Origin of the sequence: Xanthomonas sp. 3793, from assembly GCF_024806835.1 — a bacterium.
Classification (GTDB): Bacteria; Pseudomonadota; Gammaproteobacteria; order Xanthomonadales; family Xanthomonadaceae; genus Xanthomonas; species Xanthomonas arboricola_F.
In genome coordinates this window covers 199,629-219,895 of record NZ_JANTYU010000002.1, presented here as the reverse complement: position 1 = coordinate 219,895, position 20,267 = coordinate 199,629, and the positions used below count along the sequence as shown (strand labels likewise).

General features: G+C 65.6%; 17 protein-coding genes. 5 read left to right on the top strand and 12 right to left on the bottom strand.

Features of this window, described 5'->3' with window-relative positions; translation table 11 throughout:
* Positions 1 to 153: 153 nt before the first annotated feature.
* Complete coding sequence (locus FHY18_RS07280; RefSeq protein WP_259153139.1) at positions 154 to 744, bottom strand: TetR/AcrR family transcriptional regulator; 591 nt, start codon at positions 742 to 744, stop codon at positions 154 to 156.
* A 70-nt stretch (positions 745 to 814) separates the two neighbouring features.
* On the opposite strand from FHY18_RS07280, the gene bdcA reads away from it, so the two are divergent.
* The 3 genes from bdcA to FHY18_RS07265 all read left to right on the top strand — a co-directional run bounded on the left by bdcA (position 815) and on the right by FHY18_RS07265 (position 3,999).
* Complete coding sequence (bdcA, locus tag FHY18_RS07275; RefSeq protein WP_259153138.1) at positions 815 to 1,528, top strand: SDR family oxidoreductase; 714 nt, start codon at positions 815 to 817, stop codon at positions 1,526 to 1,528.
* Between the two features lie 254 nt (positions 1,529 to 1,782).
* Complete coding sequence (locus FHY18_RS07270) at positions 1,783 to 2,646, top strand: hypothetical protein (RefSeq protein ID WP_259153137.1); 864 nt, start codon at positions 1,783 to 1,785, stop codon at positions 2,644 to 2,646.
* A 27-nt stretch (positions 2,647 to 2,673) separates the two neighbouring features.
* Positions 2,674 to 3,999 carry an XVIPCD domain-containing protein gene (locus tag FHY18_RS07265; RefSeq protein ID WP_259153136.1) on the top strand — a complete coding sequence of 442 codons (1,326 nt, stop codon included), beginning with the start codon at positions 2,674 to 2,676 and terminating at the stop codon, positions 3,997 to 3,999.
* 5 nt (positions 4,000 to 4,004) lie between these two features.
* Here FHY18_RS07265 and FHY18_RS07260 read toward each other — a convergent pair whose 3' ends face one another.
* The 10 genes from FHY18_RS07260 to FHY18_RS07215 form a co-directional block, all read right to left on the bottom strand.
* Complete coding sequence (locus tag FHY18_RS07260) at positions 4,005 to 4,412, bottom strand: hypothetical protein (RefSeq protein WP_259153135.1); 408 nt, start codon at positions 4,410 to 4,412, stop codon at positions 4,005 to 4,007.
* A gap of 37 nt (positions 4,413 to 4,449) precedes the next feature.
* Positions 4,450 to 7,113 carry a M1 family metallopeptidase gene (locus FHY18_RS07255; RefSeq protein ID WP_259153134.1) on the bottom strand — a complete coding sequence of 888 codons (2,664 nt, stop codon included), beginning with the start codon at positions 7,111 to 7,113 and terminating at the stop codon, positions 4,450 to 4,452.
* Positions 7,114 to 7,287: 174 nt separating this feature from the next.
* Positions 7,288 to 8,580: an adenylosuccinate synthase gene (locus tag FHY18_RS07250; RefSeq protein WP_005996152.1), complete on the bottom strand. Its 1,293-nt coding sequence runs from the start codon at positions 8,578 to 8,580 to the stop codon at positions 7,288 to 7,290.
* A 437-nt stretch (positions 8,581 to 9,017) separates the two neighbouring features.
* Positions 9,018 to 9,203, bottom strand: coding sequence for a DUF2065 family protein (locus tag FHY18_RS07245; RefSeq protein WP_259153132.1), 186 nt, complete (start codon positions 9,201 to 9,203; stop codon positions 9,018 to 9,020).
* Positions 9,204 to 9,537: 334 nt separating this feature from the next.
* Positions 9,538 to 10,002, bottom strand: coding sequence for a transposase (locus tag FHY18_RS07240; RefSeq protein WP_259153131.1), 465 nt, complete (start codon positions 10,000 to 10,002; stop codon positions 9,538 to 9,540).
* 1,083 nt (positions 10,003 to 11,085) lie between these two features.
* Positions 11,086 to 11,949 carry a protease modulator HflC gene (locus tag FHY18_RS07235; RefSeq protein WP_259153130.1) on the bottom strand — a complete coding sequence of 288 codons (864 nt, stop codon included), beginning with the start codon at positions 11,947 to 11,949 and terminating at the stop codon, positions 11,086 to 11,088.
* Positions 11,946 to 13,088 carry an FtsH protease activity modulator HflK gene (gene hflK / locus FHY18_RS07230; RefSeq protein ID WP_259153129.1) on the bottom strand — a complete coding sequence of 381 codons (1,143 nt, stop codon included), beginning with the start codon at positions 13,086 to 13,088 and terminating at the stop codon, positions 11,946 to 11,948. Before hflK ends, FHY18_RS07235 begins: the two co-directional genes overlap by 4 nt.
* A 475-nt stretch (positions 13,089 to 13,563) precedes the next feature.
* Complete coding sequence (gene pilH, locus FHY18_RS07225) at positions 13,564 to 13,950, bottom strand: twitching motility response regulator PilH (protein WP_008578169.1); 387 nt, start codon at positions 13,948 to 13,950, stop codon at positions 13,564 to 13,566.
* 432 nt (positions 13,951 to 14,382) lie between these two features.
* A complete protein-coding gene (locus tag FHY18_RS07220) occupies positions 14,383 to 15,282 on the bottom strand; it encodes a DnaJ C-terminal domain-containing protein (RefSeq protein ID WP_259153125.1) in 900 nt (299 codons plus the stop codon).
* A 397-nt stretch (positions 15,283 to 15,679) separates the two neighbouring features.
* Positions 15,680 to 16,156 carry an Hsp20/alpha crystallin family protein gene (locus tag FHY18_RS07215; RefSeq protein ID WP_259153124.1) on the bottom strand — a complete coding sequence of 159 codons (477 nt, stop codon included), beginning with the start codon at positions 16,154 to 16,156 and terminating at the stop codon, positions 15,680 to 15,682.
* Positions 16,157 to 16,318: 162 nt separating this feature from the next.
* On the opposite strand from FHY18_RS07215, the gene FHY18_RS07210 reads away from it, so the two are divergent.
* Entirely contained in the window at positions 16,319 to 16,801 is a 483-nt protein-coding gene (locus FHY18_RS07210; protein WP_259153122.1) for a peroxiredoxin, read from the top strand.
* 42 nt (positions 16,802 to 16,843) lie between these two features.
* Positions 16,844 to 17,404: a ferritin-like domain-containing protein gene (locus FHY18_RS07205; protein WP_046963150.1), complete on the top strand. Its 561-nt coding sequence runs from the start codon at positions 16,844 to 16,846 to the stop codon at positions 17,402 to 17,404.
* 452 nt (positions 17,405 to 17,856) lie between these two features.
* Here FHY18_RS07205 and pbpC read toward each other — a convergent pair whose 3' ends face one another.
* Positions 17,857 to 20,253, bottom strand: a complete 2,397-nt coding sequence (gene pbpC, locus FHY18_RS07200) for a penicillin-binding protein 1C (RefSeq protein WP_259153121.1) — start codon at positions 20,251 to 20,253, stop codon at positions 17,857 to 17,859.
* Positions 20,254 to 20,267 lie beyond the last annotated feature (14 nt).

Below are 20,267 nucleotides of genomic sequence, written 5' to 3'. Positions count from 1 at the left end.
AGTCACCCGACAACGACTTCGCCAGAGCGACGGCAGATCGCGACCATCCTGTACCACCTGCCGATTGACCGTACTGCGTAGTTGCAAGGTCACCTCGATTAGCGGGCAGGTGCGCTCACGCCACCGACAGCCCTCTGCCCGCGCGCGCTTTGCCTATCCGCGCAGCGCCACCCGAAGCGCCTCCCCCGCCAACCGCGCACTCGCCAACAGACGCCCCAGGCTCTGCCCATGCCGGGCGCTGGCGGAAAGCCCGGCCATGGTGGTGCTGACAAAATCCGCCAGCCGGTCTGCGTCGTGCGGGCACTCCTGGGCGATGTGGGAGCGGATCAACTCCTGGGCTGCGACATGAAAACCGCAGGCCGCCTCACGCGCCTGCGCGTCGTTGCTGCGCGTGCCTTCCAGCACCAGGCAGCCAGTGGCGGCGGGGTCTGCGGCGTAGCAGCGGGCGGCCTGCTCCAGTACGTCGGCCAGCGCGTCGGCCAGCGGGCGGGCGGTGCCCAGGATCTGGGGCAACGGGATGGCCCCGGTCTGCGCGTAGCGGTCGAGGATGCGCGCGTACAGGCCGGCCTTGCTGCCGAAGGCGGCGTAGAAACTGGGCGGGTTGATGCCCAGTGCCTGGGTGAGGTCGGCCACGCTCAGTGCGTCGTAGCCGCGCGCATGAAACAGCTGCTGCGCAGTGGCGACCGCTTGGTCCGGGTCGAATGCGCGTGGCCGGCCGCGGGCCCGGGAGATTTTTGTAGTCATTGTTACAAAATCCTTGACGGCAAGCGAAATCTATTATGTATTACTCGCTACATTAATTGCGAGGTGATGCATGTCAGCATTCAAAGACAAGTCGGTATTGGTGCTCGGTGGCAGCCGGGGCATTGGGGCCGCCATCGTGCGGCGCTTTGTGGCCGAGGGCGCGCGGGTGACGTTTACCTATGCCGGCTCTGCCGAGGCGGCGCAGCGCCTGGCCGGTGAAACCGGCAGCACCGCGGTGCTGGCCGACAGCGCCGACCGCGATGCGGTCATCGACACGGTGCGCGGCAGCGGGCCGCTGGATGTGCTGGTGGTCAACTCCGGCATCGCGCTGTTCGGCGATGCGCTGGACCAGGATCCGGACGCGGTGGACCGGCTGTTCCGCATCAACGTGCACGCGCCCTACCACGCCGCCGTGGAGGCCGCGCGGCAGATGCCACCCGGCGGGCGGATCATCGTGATCGGCTCGGTCAACGGCGACCGCATGCCGCTGCCCGGCATGGCGTCCTACGCGCTGAGCAAATCCGCGCTGCAAGGGCTGGCGCGCGGGCTGGCCCGCGACTTCGGGCCGCGTGGCATCACCATCAACGTGGTGCAACCAGGCCCGATCGATACCGACGCCAACCCGGAAAACGGGCCAATGAAAGACCTGATGCACAGCTTCATGGCGATCAAGCGCCACGGCCGCACCGACGAAGTGGCCGGCATGGTGGCCTGGCTGGCAGGCCCGGAAGCTGGCTTTGTCACCGGGGCGATGCATACGATCGATGGTGCGTTTGGGGCGTGACGCGGCGACGTCTGCGTTGATGGCACTGCAGCTCGACACGTGCGACCGATGGCGGCAAACGCCCTCCGTCAACACACATGGCGAGCTGCCGTTGCATGGCCAGCCTCCTGGTCCGCCTGTAATCCTGCCGGCAGCGCGTGATCGCATTCCCATGCCATGCGGCGCATGGCAAGGACAATTGCAGGCTTGGCCCTTGCTGTCGCGCTGAACCCAGGTTGCCTATAGTTGCGGCGAACCCTGCAATGGATTGACCAATGCACATGATGTCATCCGGCCGGTGCCTGGCCCTTGCACTCGCCGTCGCTGTGACCGGCAGTGCCTGTGCACGGACGCCATCACCCGAACAGAAAAGGACCTCCCCCATGCCAGACAACGTCACCACAGGCCGCACCATCAACGGGCACACATATTCGGATGCCCCCGTCGATGTAAAGCTGGGGCCGAACACCTTCCGCATCCCCGCCAACTACCTGGACAGCCAGATCGCACCGTGGCCGGGCGAAGGCGTCACGCTGGTCATCGAGTGGCCAGATATGACCCCCACCCCGCCTGGGGCACGGGCCAACCCGCGTACGAATGATTTCCGCAAGGAAATCCATGCCTCGGTTGACTATGTCGACCGCGTCCCCATCGAGGCATTGCTGGCACGCTACTCATCCAACGAAGCAATTACCGAGCCTGATTCGGTCGAACGAGGTGATCCCGTCGACAGACTCGATCTGCGTATCGCACAGCCTGAAACACTCGGATTGACGCCCTATGCCATCGATGAAGACAAGATGGCGGTGTACGTTAGAGCGTACGAAGCTCGCTACAGCAAACCTCCGACACGCAACCCCGCGTTTGAGGACGATTGGTATGTCGCGCGCGATTCCGGCGGCAATCTCACCACTTTCATCAAGTGCGATAGCGTCAAGTTTCGTAAGGACGGCATCCGGCTTGAGGGCGACCAAGTCATCGACGACGAAGAACCAGTTGTCGCCGGATGTACGCACTACCTTGTGGATGTCGAGAACAAACTATCCATCACGCTCAACTACCATCGCGCGTTTCTAAGGGACTGGAAACGTATGGAAAACGCGATTCGGGACGTTTTGGCACGCACCAAAGTTGGGTGATCCACACTTTTTTGCAAGGAGTACATCATGAGTGGATTAACTCAGCAGGACTTGACGATCCTGGGCAGCTACGCAAAAGCAGGCAATCGTGAGCTGTACTGGAATTACCTCTCGCAACTGCCCGGTGCGGACGGCTACGGGACGCTCGCGCTTGGTGTCGTGCGTAATGACAGTCTGCCGGGGCGCGTTGCGAACAGTTACGCGCAGGATTATGCGAACACGCAGCACGACAGCGGCTCGCGCTTTGCTAATGCTCAACTGAGCGAACGTCAGTGGGAGAGCTTCGGACAGACGTTGCTGGAGAGGGATTTGGAACTTCGGCAAGCATGGCTCCGTCGAGACCGTCCGGATCTGGCACTGAACCTACCAGGCGCCTCCGTCATGCTCGCGCACGACCGCGCGTTTGAGCAGCATCGTCTCGACCCCAACTGCTGGACCCCACGCGTGCTCCTGCAAGCGGCCCTGGAAAAAAGCGGCCCCCAGAAGCTGGAACAGATCTGGGTCAACATGCTCGACAACGAGTACGTCGGCGCCACTCGCATCAGCAATACCGGCTATGAGACCTTTGCGCAGATGGGACTGGCGGCCGGCAGCCAGTACCTGGCCAAGCTGGGCACCACCGAGGCGATCCAGATGCTGGAGGGCCGCTCCGCCGTCGACCCAAACGTCATCGGCAGCAACAGCTTCTACGCGATGTACTTCGAGAAAGAACAGAAGTGGGTGAACGTCAGCGCAGGCGGCGGGCATCTGTCCATGCGCGAAGAGACCAATGCCGGCCGTATCGCCGAACTCGATGATGCCCGCGCCGTGCGCCTGGAGCGGCAGCAGAAAACCACGCAGTTCCACGAAGACGATCCGCACCGCTCCATCACCCGCAGCCCGTTCACGGCATCGGTCGACGGGCTGCCCGATCGGATGCAGCCGCCCACCAAACTCGCAGATATCGGCCCTGAGCACCGGGACTACGCATTGCTGCAGCAGGTGCGCGCAGGCGTGAACGCGATCGATGCGCAAGCCGGGCGCACACCGGACGAGAACAGCGAGCGCCTCATCGCCAGTGTGATGACCCTCGCCCGCCAGAACAATCTGGACCGGGCCGACCACGTGGTACTGAGCGAACAGACCGCCGACAGCCCGGCCGGGCGCAACGTGTTTGTGGTGCAGGGTGAGTTGAACAACCCGGCGCACCTGCGCGCCCACATGCCGACCGACGTGGCTGTGCAGACGCCGGTGGAAAAATCGCTGCAACAGCTGGAAGTCGCCACTACCGACCGCCAGCAGGCGTTGGCACAGAGCCAACAGCAGGAGATGGATACCCGTCAGCGTGAGAGTGCGTCGATGCGCATGGGATAACGGCGCTAGGCGGGTAGCGAGGCATTGCGGCGGCTTCTGGGCAATGGCGTGCAGGCGATACCGGTTGGCAACGTCGGCGTGGCGCGCAACGATCTCCGGCACCGGCTTGCGCGGGTCAAGTGGCAGCGCATCGAATAACAGGGACGCCGGGCTACAGCAATCAGAGAACTGCGGACGTCACGGCCCGGCAAAGCCCGCCTCACGTTGCAAGCGAACGGCCAGCACAAACACCGTGTCAATATCTGCGCGACATGGCAGTACAGCGCCAGATAGCCGTGCGCGCCGCGACCGATCACCAGTTCGCGCTTGTCCCCGCCAGCCGGCCGGCCGATCAGCGGATTGGTTTCCAGCACATCGATTGCCTCCCGCAACCTCCCGGTGGCCGGCAGCGCGGCAAAGAAAAAGCCCGGCAAGGCCGGGCTGTTTCCTGTGCTGCGATGACCGCAACGCTCAGCGCTTGCGCGCCTTCAACCACGCCTTGATCTGCGGCAATGACGCCTCCCGCAGCTTCACCCGCGTCTGGATCGTGTTGATGGCGTTGTCTGCGGCCTGCCGCGAGGTCGGCGCGATGTACTGGTCGGCATAGGCCTTGATCCTGTCGGCGGTGGCAAGCTCTGCCGAGTCCATGCCCAGGCTGGGGTAGTAGCGGGCACGCGAGGTGGAGTCCACCAGGGTGTCCACCTGCGTGCGGTGCGCCACCGCGAAATCGAAGGCAAGCTCCGGATGCTGGGAAGCGACCCCGGCGATCATGCTTGCGCCGGTGGTGGCGCCCGGCTCCGGCGTCAACGCCAGTGCCAGCGCGCGCCTGGCCAGCGCCTCGTCGATGGGCATGGAGAGGAAATCGTAATAGGTGTCGCGCACCATCGAGGAGGTTTCCTGCTTGGCCAAGGCATGCAAGGCGTCCCAGGTGGCAGTGTCGGCATTGCGCGCAACCGCGCCCAGCACACTGTCACGCAGCTCCGGCGACAGCGATGCGGGAGTGGCCTGGAAAGCGGCAAAGCGCCGACGCGCCTCCGCGATCACTGCGGCATCTCCCATGTCGCTGAGGCTGGCGATCAGGCGGGTACGCAACTGCTGGATCTGCGCCGAGTCGCCATCGCGGTTGTCCCAGCCCAGGGTTGCGAATTCGGCCGACAGCCGCGGCACGGCATAGGCACGCCACGCGGCGCGCCCAGCCGGGTCATGCTCGAAGCTGCCATCCACACCATCGTAGATGCTGGCCACCATGTCCCAGACGTCGGGCGATGCGCCGACTGCCACCTGTGCGGTGAGATCCAAGACATCGGCCTGTGTCTGCACGCCCGCGTCGGCCAGTGCGTCGGTGTCGTTCAACACGCCCAACTGGTCCACCACCGGTAGTGCGCCAAACCTGCTGGCCAGCGCCTTGAACTGTGCGGGCGCATACGAGGTGCGGAAGTAGCCCTTTTGCCCCGCGTTGACCACCACCGCTGCGTCACAGCCCGGCACCTGCACCTGGGCGGTGCCGTCTACCAGCACGCGCACCGGCGTGGCGTCGCCGCTACGCACGACCACCGGCACATGCCAGCGCAACGGCTGCTTGTCGGGGCGGTCCAGCGTGAACTCGCCCTGCTCCAGCGTCACCGCGGTCTGGCCACCCACACAGCGGGTGCTGGCCTTGATCAACGGCACGCCCGGCTGCAGGGTGAAATCGTGTGCCACCTGGGTGAATTGCTTGCCCGGCGCCACGGCGTCGATCTGCTGCCACAACTGGTCGGTCACCGCATTGCCGTACTGATGCTGCTTGATGTAACTGCGTACGCCTTCGCGCCAGTGATCCGAGCCGACGTAGTCTTCCAGCATGGCAATCACCGCCTCGCCCTTGGCGTAGGTGATGGCGTCGAAGGCCTGGCTGGCCTGCTCCACGGTGGCCACGTGCTGCACCACCGGGTGGGTGGTCACATACGCATCGCGCCGCATGGCCAAGCGGCTCTTCTTGGCCGGGCCGGTCTTGTCGATGTCCCATTCCGGATGCAGTTTTGCCGTGGTGCGCGCTTCCATCCAGTTGGCGAAGCCTTCGTTGAGCCACAAGTCGTCCCACCACGCCATGGTCACCAGATTGCCGAACCACTGGTGCGCGATCTCGTGCGCGGCGACGGTGAACACGCCTTGCTTGGTATCGATGTTGGACACCGCCGGATCCAGCAACAACGAGTACTCGAAGGTGAAGATCGCACCCCAGTTTTCCATGGCGCTGAAGAACTGGCTGCGCCCGGGCGCGGCGATGTTGTCCAGCTTGGGCAGCGGATACGGGACGCCGAAGTAGGCGTTGTACTCGTGCAAGACATCGCGACCGGATTCCAGCGCGAATTGCGCCTGGTCCACCTTGCCCTTCTGCGCGATCACACCGATCTCGGTGCCATTGTCGGCGGTGACGGTGGCACGCTCGAAATCGCCCACGCTGACGAACAGCAGGTACGTGGACATCTTGGGCGAGGTCTGAAACGCGATGCGGGTGCGCCCGTTTGCGCCCGGCCGCGACGAGGCGACCGGCATGTTGCTCACCGCCATCTGCCCGGCCGGCGCATTGATCGCCAGGTCGAAGGTGGCCTTGAAGTTGGGCTCGTCCCAGGAAGGAATGAAGCGGCGCGCATCGGAGTTTTCGAACTGGGTGAACAACGCGCGACGCGCACCTTGCGCGGTGGTGTAATCCAGCGCGAACAAGCCGTTGGCCTGCGTGTTGATCACGCCGCTGTAATCGATGGACAGCACGTACTCGCCCGCTGCCAGCGGCTTGCCGAACGCGAACGTAGCGGTCTGCGCATCGGCATCGGTGCTGATCTTGGCCGTTTGCGGCTTGCCGCCTTTTTGCGTGAGCGTGCCGCGCGCAAAAGTCAGGTTGGCCGCCTGCAACACGATGCGGTCGGTGGATTGCAGCACGACGATATCGATGGCGACCTTGCCGTCGAAGCGCATCTTGTCGGCATGCGGAGTGATCTCCACTGCGTAATGCGTGGGCTTGGCGGTGCGCGGCAACTGGGTGGTGATGGACGCGGCGTCGGCGCTCTGCGGCACGGGCGCAGCTGCGAAAACGGAGGCAGCCGGACTTGTACCGACCAGGGCCAGTGCGATGGCGGTCACCAGGGGAAGACGCATGGAAAATTCTCGATGTGGGCGAAGTGGGCACGCGGTGGCGTCAGGCCGCGGATGATCCGCTGGAACAGTGCACGCAGGCACCGCCAAAAGTCATGCCAAATCTCAGTAATCCTCAAACGCCAACGGCCCGGACAAGCCGGGCCGTTGCGCAATGAGGTGTGCAGCCTCAGCCGATCAGGCGAACGGGTCCTGCAGCACCATCGTGTGGTCGCGGTCCGGGCCGGTGGAGACGATGCTGATCGGGCAGCCGGCCAGCTCCTCCAGCGCGCGCAGGTAGGCGCGTGCGGCAGGCGGCAACTCGTCCCACACGGTGATGCCGTGGGTGTTCTCGGTCCAGCCCGGGAACTCCAGATACACCGGGGTGCATTCTTCCCAGCCCTGCGCATCCAGCGGTGCGTATTCGGTGCGCTTGCCGCGGTATTCGTAGGCGATGCAGACCTTGAGCTTTTCCATGCCGTCGAGCACGTCGAGCTTGGTGATGCACAGGCCGGAGATGCCGTTGATGGCCACCGCACGCTTGAGCGCGACGATGTCCATCCAGCCGCAGCGACGCGGACGGCCGGTGGAGGCGCCGTACTCGGCACCGCGGTCGCGGATGCCCTGGCCCACTTCGTCGTCCAGCTCGGTCGGGAACGGGCCGCCGCCCACGCGCGTGGCGTAGGCCTTGGCGATGCCCAGCACGTAGTCGATGGCGTCGGCGCCCACGCCGGTGCCGGCCAGCGCACCGCCCACGGTGGTGTTGGAGCTGGTGACGTACGGATAGGTGCCGTGGTCGATGTCCAGCAACGCGCCCTGCGCGCCTTCGAACAGCACCCGCTTACCCTGCTTGCGCAGATCGTGCAGGATGCCGGCCACGTCGTACTTCATCGGCTGCACGTACTCGCCGAACGCCAGCGCTTCGTCGTAGGTCTTCTGGAAGTCGACCGCTTCCACGCCCAGGTACTTGGTCAGCACGAAGTTGTGGTAATCCAGCGCGGTGCGCAGCAGTTCTTCCAGCTGCGGCGGGTAATGCAGGTCGGCGATGCGGATCCCGCGGCGGGCCACCTTGTCTTCATACGCCGGGCCGATGCCGCGGCCGGTGGTGCCGATGGCCTTGCCGCCGGCCGCCTTTTCGCGCGCCTGATCCAGGGCGATGTGGTACGGCATGATCAGCGGCGCAGCCGGCGAAATCTTCAGGCGCGAACGCACTTCCACGCCGGCGCCTTCGAGCTCGCTGATTTCCTTGATCAGCGCGGCCGGGGAGATCACCACGCCATTGCCGATCAGGCACAGCGCGTCGTCGCGCAGGATGCCGGACGGGATCAGATGCAAGACGGTCTTCTTGCCGTTGATGACCAGCGTATGGCCGGCGTTATGGCCGCCCTGGAAGCGGACCACCGCACCGATCTCCTCGGTAAGCAGATCGACGATCTTGCCTTTGCCTTCATCGCCCCACTGGGCACCGAGCACGACAACTGACTGACCCATGACGGGTGGACTCCTAAAGTTTTGCTGCGGCCATCGGGGCCGCGGGATGGGACCGGTTCGGGGCTGACGGCGCCACCTTGCGCGCGGCTCCATCGGGAAGCGTTGCAGAGGCGACCAGCCCGGACACGGAAAAAGCCGAACGGGGTGCTCTGGTTGGAGCATGCCCGGCCGGCTTTTGTGCATTATCCGGGTTTCGGGTGACGTGCACTACCCCTGCCGGGGCGGCAGAACGGGGACTGGTCAGATTGCAGCGGGCGGCCGTTGCCGGGTGCTCCGGGCGCTGCCGGTCCCTAGCCCGGACGGATCACCACAGCGACAAGCCCAACCGCCCATCGTGGGTCGCAGGAGCGCACCTGGGCGCGACAGGCATTACCGGTGAAACCGTCGCGCCCAGGTGCGCTCCTACGCTGCCGTTGCTGTCGGACTGGACCACTCGCTCAGTGACGCACAACCCACAACGCGATCACGCCCAGCAGCAGCGTGACGCCGCCGATGGCACGTAATTGCACAGTGGGCAGGCTGAACAACTGCTCCACCATCCGTTTCCAGGCGGTGGGCGCGGCGAACAGCAGCAAACCTTCGATAACGGCGATCAGGCACAACGCTGACAGAAACTCGTGCATCAACAGCACCAGGACAACATGGGGGACTACAGTGTGCCGGTTCGGCCACCCGACCGCCCTACCGCGTAGGAGCGCACCCGGGCGCGACAGGCATTACCGGTAAAGCGGTCGCGCCCGGGTGCGCTCCTACGTGGCAAGGTGGCGAGCCTCGCCAGATCTGCAGACCGTCCGAAGCACGATCATTCGATCCACGAAGCAACCGCATCAACACCCCGACACGCAGCACCTCGTAGGAGCGCACCTGGGCGCGACGGGCTTTACCGGTAAAGCCGTCGCGCCCAGGTGCGCTCCTACGTGCGGAGTAAGGCAACCAGTGGGCACGCAATGGTTTTGCTCAAACCCAGATTGCGTCCCAGAACGGATAATCACCGATATGGGTGACCAGCCCGGCCCGCAGCGGATTGGCGATGAGGTAACGCGCGGCTGCGTGCAAGTCATCGTCTTTGCGCAACGCGTGGTCGTGGTAGCTGCGGCTCCAGACCGGTGCGTGATGCTGCCGCTGATCGTTCACCGAACGCGCTGCGCACGCTTTCATGCGGGAAACGGCGTCGGCCAACGAGGTGACGCTCCCCAGCTGCAACAGCCAATGTGCGTGATCCGGCATCAACACCCAGGCCAGCAGCCTGGCATCGCAAGGCGTTGCTGAGGTGAATGCCCGGCAGGCGGGTGCTGCAAGCAGAAAATCTGCGAACACGGCGCGACGCTGCCATGTCGTGGTGGTCAGCAGGTAAACGCTGTTGGGCGAAGACTGCCTGCCGCGGCGCAGCGCGCGATGCCCTGGAGAGTCGATGTTGTCCATGGCGCGATGCTCACGGCCCTGGACAATGCGGGATATCGGAGATTGCCGCGCTCTATGCTAGGGGGATCCATGTGGCGACTGACTGTCAACGGCAATCCGTGGGGGCGGCCGGTAAGACACGTCGCGCCCAGGTGCGCACCTAGCGGAACGAGTCTGACCAACACGATGCGAGAGCGGCGCCAAGCATTTGCCGATTCCGGACATGCCCATCAACGTGGCATTCCACGAAAGGCCATGCCATGCCCCCGATCCGTCGGCAGACGCGCGCCACGCGTAGGGGCGCACCCGGGCACGATGGGCATTGCCGGTAAGGCGGTCGCGCCCGGGTGCGCTCCTACCAGGCGATGTGGCGAGCCTCGCCAGATCTGCAGACCGTCCGAAGCACGATCATTCGATCCACCAAGCAACCGCATCAACACCCCGACACGCCGCGCCTCGTAGGAGCGCACCTGGGCGCGATGGGCATTACCGGTAAAGCGGTCGCGCCCGGGTGCGCTCCTACCAGGCGATGTGGCGAGCCTCGCCAGATCTGCGGACCGTCCGAAGCACGATCATTCGATCCACGAAGCAACCGCATCAACACCCCGACACGCCGCACCTCGTAGGAGCGCACCTGGGCACGACGAGCATTGCCGGCAAGGCGGTCGCGCCCGGGTGTGCTCCTACCAGGCGATGTGGCGAGCCTCGCCAGATCTGCAGACCGTCCGAAGCATGATCATTCGATCCACGAAGCAACCGCATCAACACCCCGACACGCCGCACCTCGTAGGAGCGCACCTGGGCGCGATGGGCATTCCCGGCAAGGCGGTCGCGCCCGGGTGCGCTCCTACGTGGCAAGGTGGCGAGCCTCGCCAGATCTGCAGACCGTCCGAAGCACGATCATTCGATCCACGAAGCAACCGGATCAACACCCCGACACGCCGCACCTCGTAGGAGCGCACCTGGGCGCGATGGGCATTACCGGTAAAGCGGTCGCGCCCGGGTGCGCTCCTACGGCTGGGGGCGCGTATCTGCTCGGTCGGCAGGAGAGCGCCATACAAAAACGCCCGCGTTGGGCGGGCGTCTTTGGTTCAAGCAGAGCGATCAGCGATCGCTCTTGAGGTACTGCAGGAACGGGTCGTTCTTGTCCAGGACCACCACGCCATTACCGTCGGTCATCGACTCGCGGTAAGCCTCCAGGCTGCGGTAGAAAGCGTAGAACGAGGGATCCTTGGAGCCGGCCTGCCCGTAAATCTGCGCGGCTTGCGCATCGCCTTCGCCACGCAACTTCTGCGCATCGCGTTCGGCGTCGGCCTTGATCACCGTGCTTTCGCGGTCGGCTTGCGCACGGATGGTCAGCGCCTGCTCTTCGCCTTCGGCGCGCAGCTTGCTTGCTTCCTGTTTGCGCTGGGCGCGCATGCGCTCGTAAACGTCGGTGATCACCTGGCTGTCGGTCGGCAGGTCGATCTGCTTGATGCGCAGGTCGGTGATCTGCATCCCCAGGCCCTTGATGGCGCCGTTGATGCCCTTGAGCTGGCTGGCGATCAATTCGCTGCGGTCGCCGGAGACCAGCTGCTGCAGGGTGCGCGAGTTGATCTGGTTGCGCAGCGAGTCGGTGATGATCGGTGCCAGGCGCGAATTTGCCACCGACTCCTCGCCGCCGGTGGCGCGATAGAACGCACGAACATCGGAGATGTAGCCGATGGCGAAGAAGTCCACGCTCACGTCTTTCTGCTCGGCGGTGAAGTAACGCGCCGGGGCGGTATCGAGCACCTGGAAGCGGCGGTCGAACACGCGCACCGATTCCACCACCGGAATCTTGAAGTGCAGGCCGGGCTTGAGATCGGCACGCACCACGCGGCCCAGGTTGAGCACCATGGCGGTCTGGTCTTCGCGCACCACGAACACCGAGCCCATCAGGGTCAGCAACACGGCAACGATCAGGCCGATGACTAGCGAATTCTTCATTGTTCGGTTCCCTCACGGCCGGTCGGACGCGGGCCGCGTTCCGGGTTGCGGATGGCCTCGCTGGTGGCGCTTTGCGGCGGATTCAACAGCACGTCCTGCGGCACCATCGACGGCATCCCGCCCGTGCTCGCGTTGCCGCCGGCGTTGGCAGCCCTGCCGGCATCGGCCGGCAGCGGCACATAGATGACCTGCCGGCCGTCGCTGCCGATCACCTTGCGGTTCTCCGACAGCACCTTCTGCACGGTTTCCAGCCACAGGCGCTTGCGCGTGACCTCGGGGGCACCGGCGTACTGCTCCTGCAGCAGGGTGAAGCGGTCGGCGTCGCCTTCGGCCTTGGAGATCACCGCCTGCTTGTAGCCTTCGGCGCCGGTGCGGGTGCGTGCGCCCTGGCCGCGTGCCTCGGGCACCACCTTGGCGGCATAGGCCTGGGCTTCGTTGATCAGGCGCTCGCGCACCTGCTGGGCACCGTTGACCTCGTCGAAGGCCGGCTTCACCTCTTCCGGCGGACGCGCATCGGGCAGGGTCACGCCGGTCACGGCCAGGCCGGTGTTGTAGGCATCCAGCGCCAGCTGCAGGCGATCCTTGGATGCGATCGCCAGCGGGCCGCGGTTGTTGAGCACGGTATTGAGGTCCGACCGCCCCACCTGCTCGCGCACCGCACTTTGCGCGGCCTGCTCCAGCACCAGATCGGCATTACGCGAACCGAACAGGTACTTGCGCGGGTCGCTGATCTGGTATTGCACGTTGAGCGAGACATTGACGATGTTCTCGTCGCGCGTCAGCACCGGCACCTGATTGCTGAAGGTCTTGATCTCGGTCGCGTTGACCTTGCGCACCGATTCGATCGGCCAGGGCAACTTGAAGCTGGGGCCTGGCTGCAGGATGCGCGAGAACTGGCCGAAGCGCAGCACCACACCACGCTGCTGCTCGCCGATGAGCTGGAAGCTGGAGAACAGCACCATCAGCACCACCGCGACCAGGATCCAGCGCCCGACGCCGCCGTCGAACAGCTCCTTCAACGGCGCGGGCAGATTGCCCCAGCCACCACCGTTGCCGCCACCACCGCGCGGGCCCCAGGACCTGCGACGGTTGGGATCCGGGCCGTCTCCGCCCTTGTTGCCGGGTGTGTTCCAGGCCATGCACGCTCCATGATCGAGGGGCTGTGCGGGCCAGTCCCGCAGTGCCGCCGTGTTGTTTGATTCGCCGATTCTACTAGATGGGGCAGACCGGCCGTTTTGAAAGGCCCCACCTGGTGCATCGACGGTTTAGCCGACGGGATGAATCGAGGGGTCGGCCGGTGCTGCCGGGTTGGGGACGAAGTAGCGCCGGCAGGTGATGGCTCGGCAGGAGCCCTCGACGCGCGAGGACGGCGCCAACAGCGAAGGCGCGGAGCCGGCCGCCCCGCTGGCGGGAGGTTTGCTCGAACACACCCCCCGTGGCGGACGCACCACGCCGCACCGAACGCATCCCATGGCAGGCGCGGACAAGCCCACAGTGGGCAGTTGGCGGTAGCCGTTGGCATCCAGACGCTTGCCACTCGGTGCGGCGATGACGCCGGACGCCATCGCCTGCCCGTCGGAGAGTTTCAGCTCGGTCGCTGCGGAATGGCAGCGATCACGCCTTCGGTGGTTCGTCCTTCTGGTTGAACACCCGTTCCATCACTTCCAGCAGTTCGTCTTCGGAAAACGGCTTGGTGATGTAGGCGCGCGCACCCTGGCGCATGCCCCACATGCGGTCGGTGTCCTGATCCTTGGTGGTCACCAGGATCACCGGGATGTGCTGGGTGGTGGGCTCGCGCTTGAGCGTGCGCGTGGCCTGGAAGCCGTTGAGGTTGGGCATGACCACGTCCATCAACACCAGATCCGGCAGCGACTCCTTGGCCGCTTCCACGCCGGCGGCGCCATCGGTGGCAGTGATGGTTTCGTGTCCCAACTTCTCGACGATGCGCTGAATCCCCAGCAGCTGCGACGGCGAGTCGTCAACGATCAAGATGCGTGCCATGTGTTTCCCCTAGTGTGCGCGGCGAGTGTAGTGCCAAGGCTGCGCTTGCGGTAGCTGGGCCTGGCCAACTGCTTGGCGATTTGCGATTGCTGGCCGATGAGTGTCGCGATCCACGATGGACTGACGCGCTGTCTCTTCGAGTCGCCGCAACTAGTACGTCGGACGGCACACACCGGATTCAACGCAGGACTCACCGGACGGCGATTCCGACTGCCTTCTCATGGGGAGACGGCGTCGCGCAGCGCCGGATGAGGGTGCGGACGCACTGCGATGGCGCAGAGAGACGTCAACGGCTGTACGACCGGCCCACGTCCCCTCCCCCCAACCCCTCTCCCGCCGGGAGAGGGGTTGATCTGGCTGACTCCTTCGCCGGGAGGGCACCTGCCTGCTTTGCCGCATGGCAAGCGACGCATCCGGCTTGCCTTGATCGGCTCAGCTCACCGTCTCGCCGAAGGCCTTGGCCAGGTTGCGGTAGGCCTTCTTCTGGGCGTCGTCGGTGGGCGCCGGAGCCAGGATTTCCAGCTCCACGATCTGATCGCCCGGGGTGGTCCCCGGCAAACCGCGGCCGCGCAGGCGCAGCTTGCGGCCGGCCTCCGAGTCGGCGGGCACCTTCAACTCCACCGAGCCGCCCAGGGTGGGCACGCTGATGGTGGTGCCCAGCGCCGCCTGCCAGGGCATGACCTGCAGGGTGTAGAGGATGTTGCGCCCGTCCACCTCGAACTGCGGGTGCGCGGCATATTCGATTTCCAGCAGCAGATTGCCGCCGCCGTTGCCCTGCCCGCTCAGGCGGATCACCTGGCCGGGCTGCACGCCCTTGGGCACGCGCACGTCCAGCTGCTTGCCGTTGATGGTGATGCGGACGCTGTCGCCGGAATGCACCGCTTCCAGCGGTACCGCCAGCTTGGCGCGGGTGTCGCCACGCGCCTGCGGACCGGCGCCTGCACCAGGACCGGCACCGGGGCCGCGCGGACGGCCGCCGCGCTGGCCGGCGAACAGGCTTTCGAAAAAGTCGCTGAAGCCGCCACCGGCGCCACCGTTGCCGAACACTTCTTCATAGTCGAAGCCCTGCCCGCCGCCGTAGCTGGGCGGTGCCTGGAACTCGTCGCCCGGACGATAGCCCTGCGCCTTCAACTGGTCGTAGGCCTTGCGCTTTTGCGGGTCGCGCAGCGCCTCGTAGGCTTCGTTGATCGCCTTGAACTTGTCTTCGGCGCCGGCTTCCTTGCTGACGTCGGGGTGGTACTTGCGCGCCAATCGACGGTAGGCGGTCTTGATCTCCGCGTCGCCTGCGCTGGGTTCAACGCCCAGCGTTGCGTAGTAATCCTTGAATTCCATCTGTTCACCTCTGGAAAAAAAACGGCCCGCAGCCAGGGCCACGAGCCAGTTCGAGAGGCAGACAACGGGTTGGGACGGCCATGCGTGACGCGGGGGTGGGAATCGTCAGATACGTGCCGTACCTGACGATTCCAGACACCAACCGCGCCCGCGGGGCGGTCACGCAACTGGGTTGCTGGCCGATCTCTTCGCAGCCGGGCGGGCGACCGCGCCTATTCTACGGCGCGGCCGTCGCCGGGGAGCGAAGTCGGCGACCCCGCTCCAGGTCCATTGCCTGACAGCACGTACCCGGCAGCGCGCCGCGCTGCCGGGCGCCTGCAACTGGCGACCCGGGTCCGGGTGTCATGCACACCCCAAAGCCCTGGCCCTGACCAGCCGCCGCTGCACGTGCTGGCGCTTACTGCACCGTGCTGCCGCTGGTGTCGTGCCCGTTGCCCACCTGAATACGACGCGGGGTCGCTGCCGGGCGCTTGGGGATGCGGATTTCCAGCACGCCGTTATGGCCGGCCGCCGTGATGCCGTCGGCATCGGCGCTATCGGGCAGCGCAAAGCGGCGGTGGAAACTGCCGTAGCGGCGTTCGATGCGCGAGAAGCGCTCGGTCTCGGTGCTGGACTCGCTGTTGCGCTCGCCCTTGATCGACAGGATGCCCTTGTCCATCTGCACCTCGATCTGGCTGGGGTCGATGCCCGGCAGGTCGGCATACAGTACGAAGTGGTTGGGCTCTTCCTTGATGTCCACACGCGGCACCCACTGGGCGGTGACCACGGCCGATTCGTCGCTATCGCTGTTCTGTTCGAAGAAACGATCGAACACGTGCTTGATCTCGTTTTGCAGGGCGTGCGTGGGCCACTGGGGATAACGAACGATGTTCATTGCAAGCCTCCAAAAGGTTGGGTGAGGGGCCGGCGACTGCGGCATGCACCGCCGCGCCGGCCATGTGCGTCAGATAGGCGTGGCCTTGCGGATTTCAAGCGCGTTGACGCGCTTTTCCCCTGCCCTTTTCTAGAATCCGTTCAGCCACAGGAGCCCAGCACCATGACCATCGCCGTTGGTGACAGCATTCCCGAAGTGGTGCTCAAGCGCATGCGCGAAGGCATCGAAGCGGTCGACACGCATAGCTTGTTCGCCGGCCGCAAGGTCCTGCTGTTCGCCGTGCCGGGCGCATTCACGCCTACCTGCTCGGCCAAGCACCTGCCGGGGTATGTGGAGCACTTCGAGGAGTTCCGCAAACGCGGGATCGAAGTGTTGTGCACCGCCGTCAACGACCCGTTCGTGATGCAGGCCTGGGGGCGCAGCCAGCTGATTCCCGATGGCCTGCACCTGTTGCCCGACGGCAACGCCGAACTGGTGCGCGCGCTGGGCCTGGAAATCGACGCGAGCGGTTCGGGCATGGGCCTGCGTTCGCGCCGCTACGCGCTGTATGCCGACGACGGCGTGGTCAAGGCCTTGTTCGTCGAAGAGCCCGGCGAGTTCAAGGTGTCTGCGGCCGATTACGTGCTGCAGCATCTGCCAGATTGAAAGAGCGATTCCCCCGTCCACTCAGAAGGAAAACGGCCAGCCATGTCTGATCAGCCAGCCAGCAAAACCTCCGCCGGTATCACCGATACCGCCACCTTGCGCGCACGCGCACGCCAGAGCATCGAAGACGGCGCCATCACCGAGAGTTACCACGCCGATCGCGAGAAGGTGATCGAACTGCTCAACACCGCGCTCGCGACCGAGTACGTGTGTACGCTGCGCTACTACCGCCACTACTTCATGGCCAAGGGCATGCTTGCCGACGCGGTCAAGGGCGAGTTCCTGGAACATGCGCAGCAGGAACAGGCGCACGCGCACAAGCTGGCCGAGCGCATCGTGCAGCTGGGTGGCGAGCCGGACCTCAATCCGGACACGCTCACCAAGCGCTCGCACGCCGAATACAAGGAAGGCACCGATCTGCGCGACATGGTCAAGGAGAACCTGATCGCCGAGCGCATCGCCATCGACAGCTATCGCGAGATGATCGACTTCATCGGCGACAAGGACACCACCACCAAGCGCATCCTGGAAAGCATCCTGGCCCAGGAAGAAGAGCACGCCGACGAATTTGCCGACATGCTGGAAGGCTGGATCGGCGAGTAAGTGTGTTGCATGGGTGCGGATCGCGCCGATGCGGCGACGCTGTTGAAGATGCAAGAAAACAGGGCGCCATTGGCGCCCTGTTTTCTTGGCGGCTTGTGTGGACGGCGGCCACAACCATCCCATACCCACACCGTAGGAGCGCACCTGGGCGCGACGAAGCCTTGCCGATAACGGCCCATCGCACCCAGGTGCGCTCCTACGTGCAGTTCACTCTGTTCACACCTGCCGATCGCCATCGCGGTGAGCGTCTGCTGGCCTGCCTGGCCGTACAACGCCGATATGGATACCGCATTGAAGACGATGCCATTGAGCGCCCTGCTCGTATCTGATGGCAGGTGAGGACGGCAGCACAACCCTGCCCACCGTAGGAGCGCACCCGGGCGCGACGCAGCCTTACCGAGAACGCCCCATCGCGCCCAGCTGCGCGCCAACGTGCGCGGCGACTTCCCCACTCAACGCAAGACGCGGAACCGCACCTGCGTCCAGGCGCCGTCGCTGGCCATGGCGGTGAGCGTGTGCGCGCCCACTTCGGCAAAGTCGCGCTGAAATCCCTGGCGTCCGTCGGTCTGGGCAATCCAGCGACCGTCCAACAGCCAGTCGATGCGCGCCTCGCTGCCGAGCGCGCGCAACTGCAGGCGTACCGGGCGTGCGGTGTCGTTTGCGCGGGCCAAGGTGGCGCGGTCGCTCAGCCCGTCGATGCGCAGCACGCCGCCGCCGGTCATGCGCCCGTCCGGCAGGCAGTCCGCTGCCAGTGGCGGCAACTGTGCGGCCGTGCGTTCTGCCGCACTGAGCCAGGGCGATAGCAGCGCCGGCCAGCGCGCCAATGCACGGGACGTGCGTACGTGCGGCTGCGTGCACTCCTGCGACAGGCGCTGGCCGCTGCGCGCGTCCACTTCGAACTGCAACCGCCCGCTTTGCCACAGGCGCGCGTCGCGTTCGGCGAAGGTGGGCGGCAACGCGCCGTCCAGTGCGTAGGCCTCGGCACGGCGTGCGCACAGGTCCGGCGGCGTCTGCTCCAGCGCGCCACCAAGGGGCCAGCAGATCTCCCTCGCCTGCACCGTGGCCGGCATCGGTGGCGGCGCACTGTCGCCGGCGTTACGCGGCAATGCATCGATGACTTCGAACATCAACGGCAATGCGGTCACCGCACCGTACTGGCCCGGCAATGGCGTGCCATCCGGGCGGCCCACCCAGACGCCGACGGTATAACGCCGCGTGCCGCCGATCGCCCAGGCATCGCGGTAGCCATAACTGGTGCCGGTCTTCCAGGCCACACCTGGGCGCGCGGCGGTGTCGAAGGTGCCGCTGCCGTAGCCGGGGCGCGGATTGCTCTGCAAGATCTCGCGCACGATCCAGGCCGCACCTGGCGACATCAGCCGTCGGTCGATCCGGACATCGTCCGGCGTGTAGCGCACGCGTCCGGCGATACCGCCACGATTGAGCGACGCGAACGCGCCCACCAGTTCCTGCAACTGCGCGCCGGTGCCGCCCAGGATCAACGCCAGCGACGGCGTGCTGCCACGCGGGAAGTGCAGCGCGATGCCGGCATTGGACAGCCGTGCGGCAAAGCGTGCCGGGCCGATGCGATCGAGCAGATCCACCGCCGGCACATTCAACGACAGCCGCAGTGCGGTGGCCGCACCCACCGGCCCGTTGAAGGCCGCATCGAAGTTGCCGGGCCGGTAGTTGCCGAAGCTTTGTGGCGCATCCACCAGCAGGCTTTCCGAATGGATCAGGCCATCGTCCAGCGCCATGCCGTACAGGAACGGCTTGAGGGTGGAGCCGGGCGAGCGCCAGGCCTGCACCATGTCCACATGACCGAGCCGCTTGCGATCGCCGAAGCTGGCCGAGCCGACATACGCTCGCGCTTCCATGCTGGCGTTGTCGACCACCAGCAAGGCGGCCGAGGTGCGCTCGGGCAATTGCGAAAAATACGTGGCCACGCGTTCTTCCAGCGTGCGCTGCAACTCCACATCCAGCGTGGTCACGATGCGCGCGGCACGCGGTTGGGCGCTATGCAGACGCTGCGCCAGCAGCGCGGCATGCAGCGGCGGCTTGAGCGAGCGAGTGACCACCGGCTCGATGCGGGCATCGTCCACCTGCGCGCGCGACCACACGCCCAGCTCCACCATGCGGTCGAGCACCTTGTCGCGCGCACGCTGCGCCGCTTCCGGGTGACGGTCCGGGCGCAACCGGCTGGGCGATTGCGGCAGCACCGCCAGCAACGCCGCTTCGGCCTGCGACAACGCCTTGGCCGGCTTGCCCAGATACGCCCAACTGGCCGCCTCCACGCCTTCGATGGTGCCGCCGTAAGGTGCGCGCTCCAGATACAGGGTGAGAATCTGGCGCTTGCTCAGATGCGCTTCCAGCTGCAGCGCACGCAGTAGCTGCTTGACCTTGCCCCACGGCGTGCGCGTGTGCGGGTCCAGGATGCGGGCCACCTGCATGGTCAAAGTCGAACCGCCGGAGACGATGCGTCCCTGCCCCATCCACTGCCCGCCGGCACGCAACAGGCCCCATGGGTTGACCCCGGGATGCCGCCAGAACCAGCGGTCTTCGTAGTTCAGCAACGCCTGCAGATACAACGGCGACACCGTGTCCGGGCTGGCCGGATAGCGCCACACGCCATTGCGGTCGGCGAACGCGCGCAATGGCGTGCCGTCGCGCGCCACCACCAGCGTCGAGGTAGCGCGCGATTTGGGCAGCGGCAGCGGGAAGGCCAGGTCGAGCACCAGCAACGTGGCCAGCACGGCCGCCGCGCTCCAGCGTAGCCACTGTCGCCAGCGGCGGCTGCGCTTGGGCGTCACTGCCTTGTGCCCGGCCACACTGTCCTGTGTCGTGGTGCTCATCGTGTCGGTGCGTC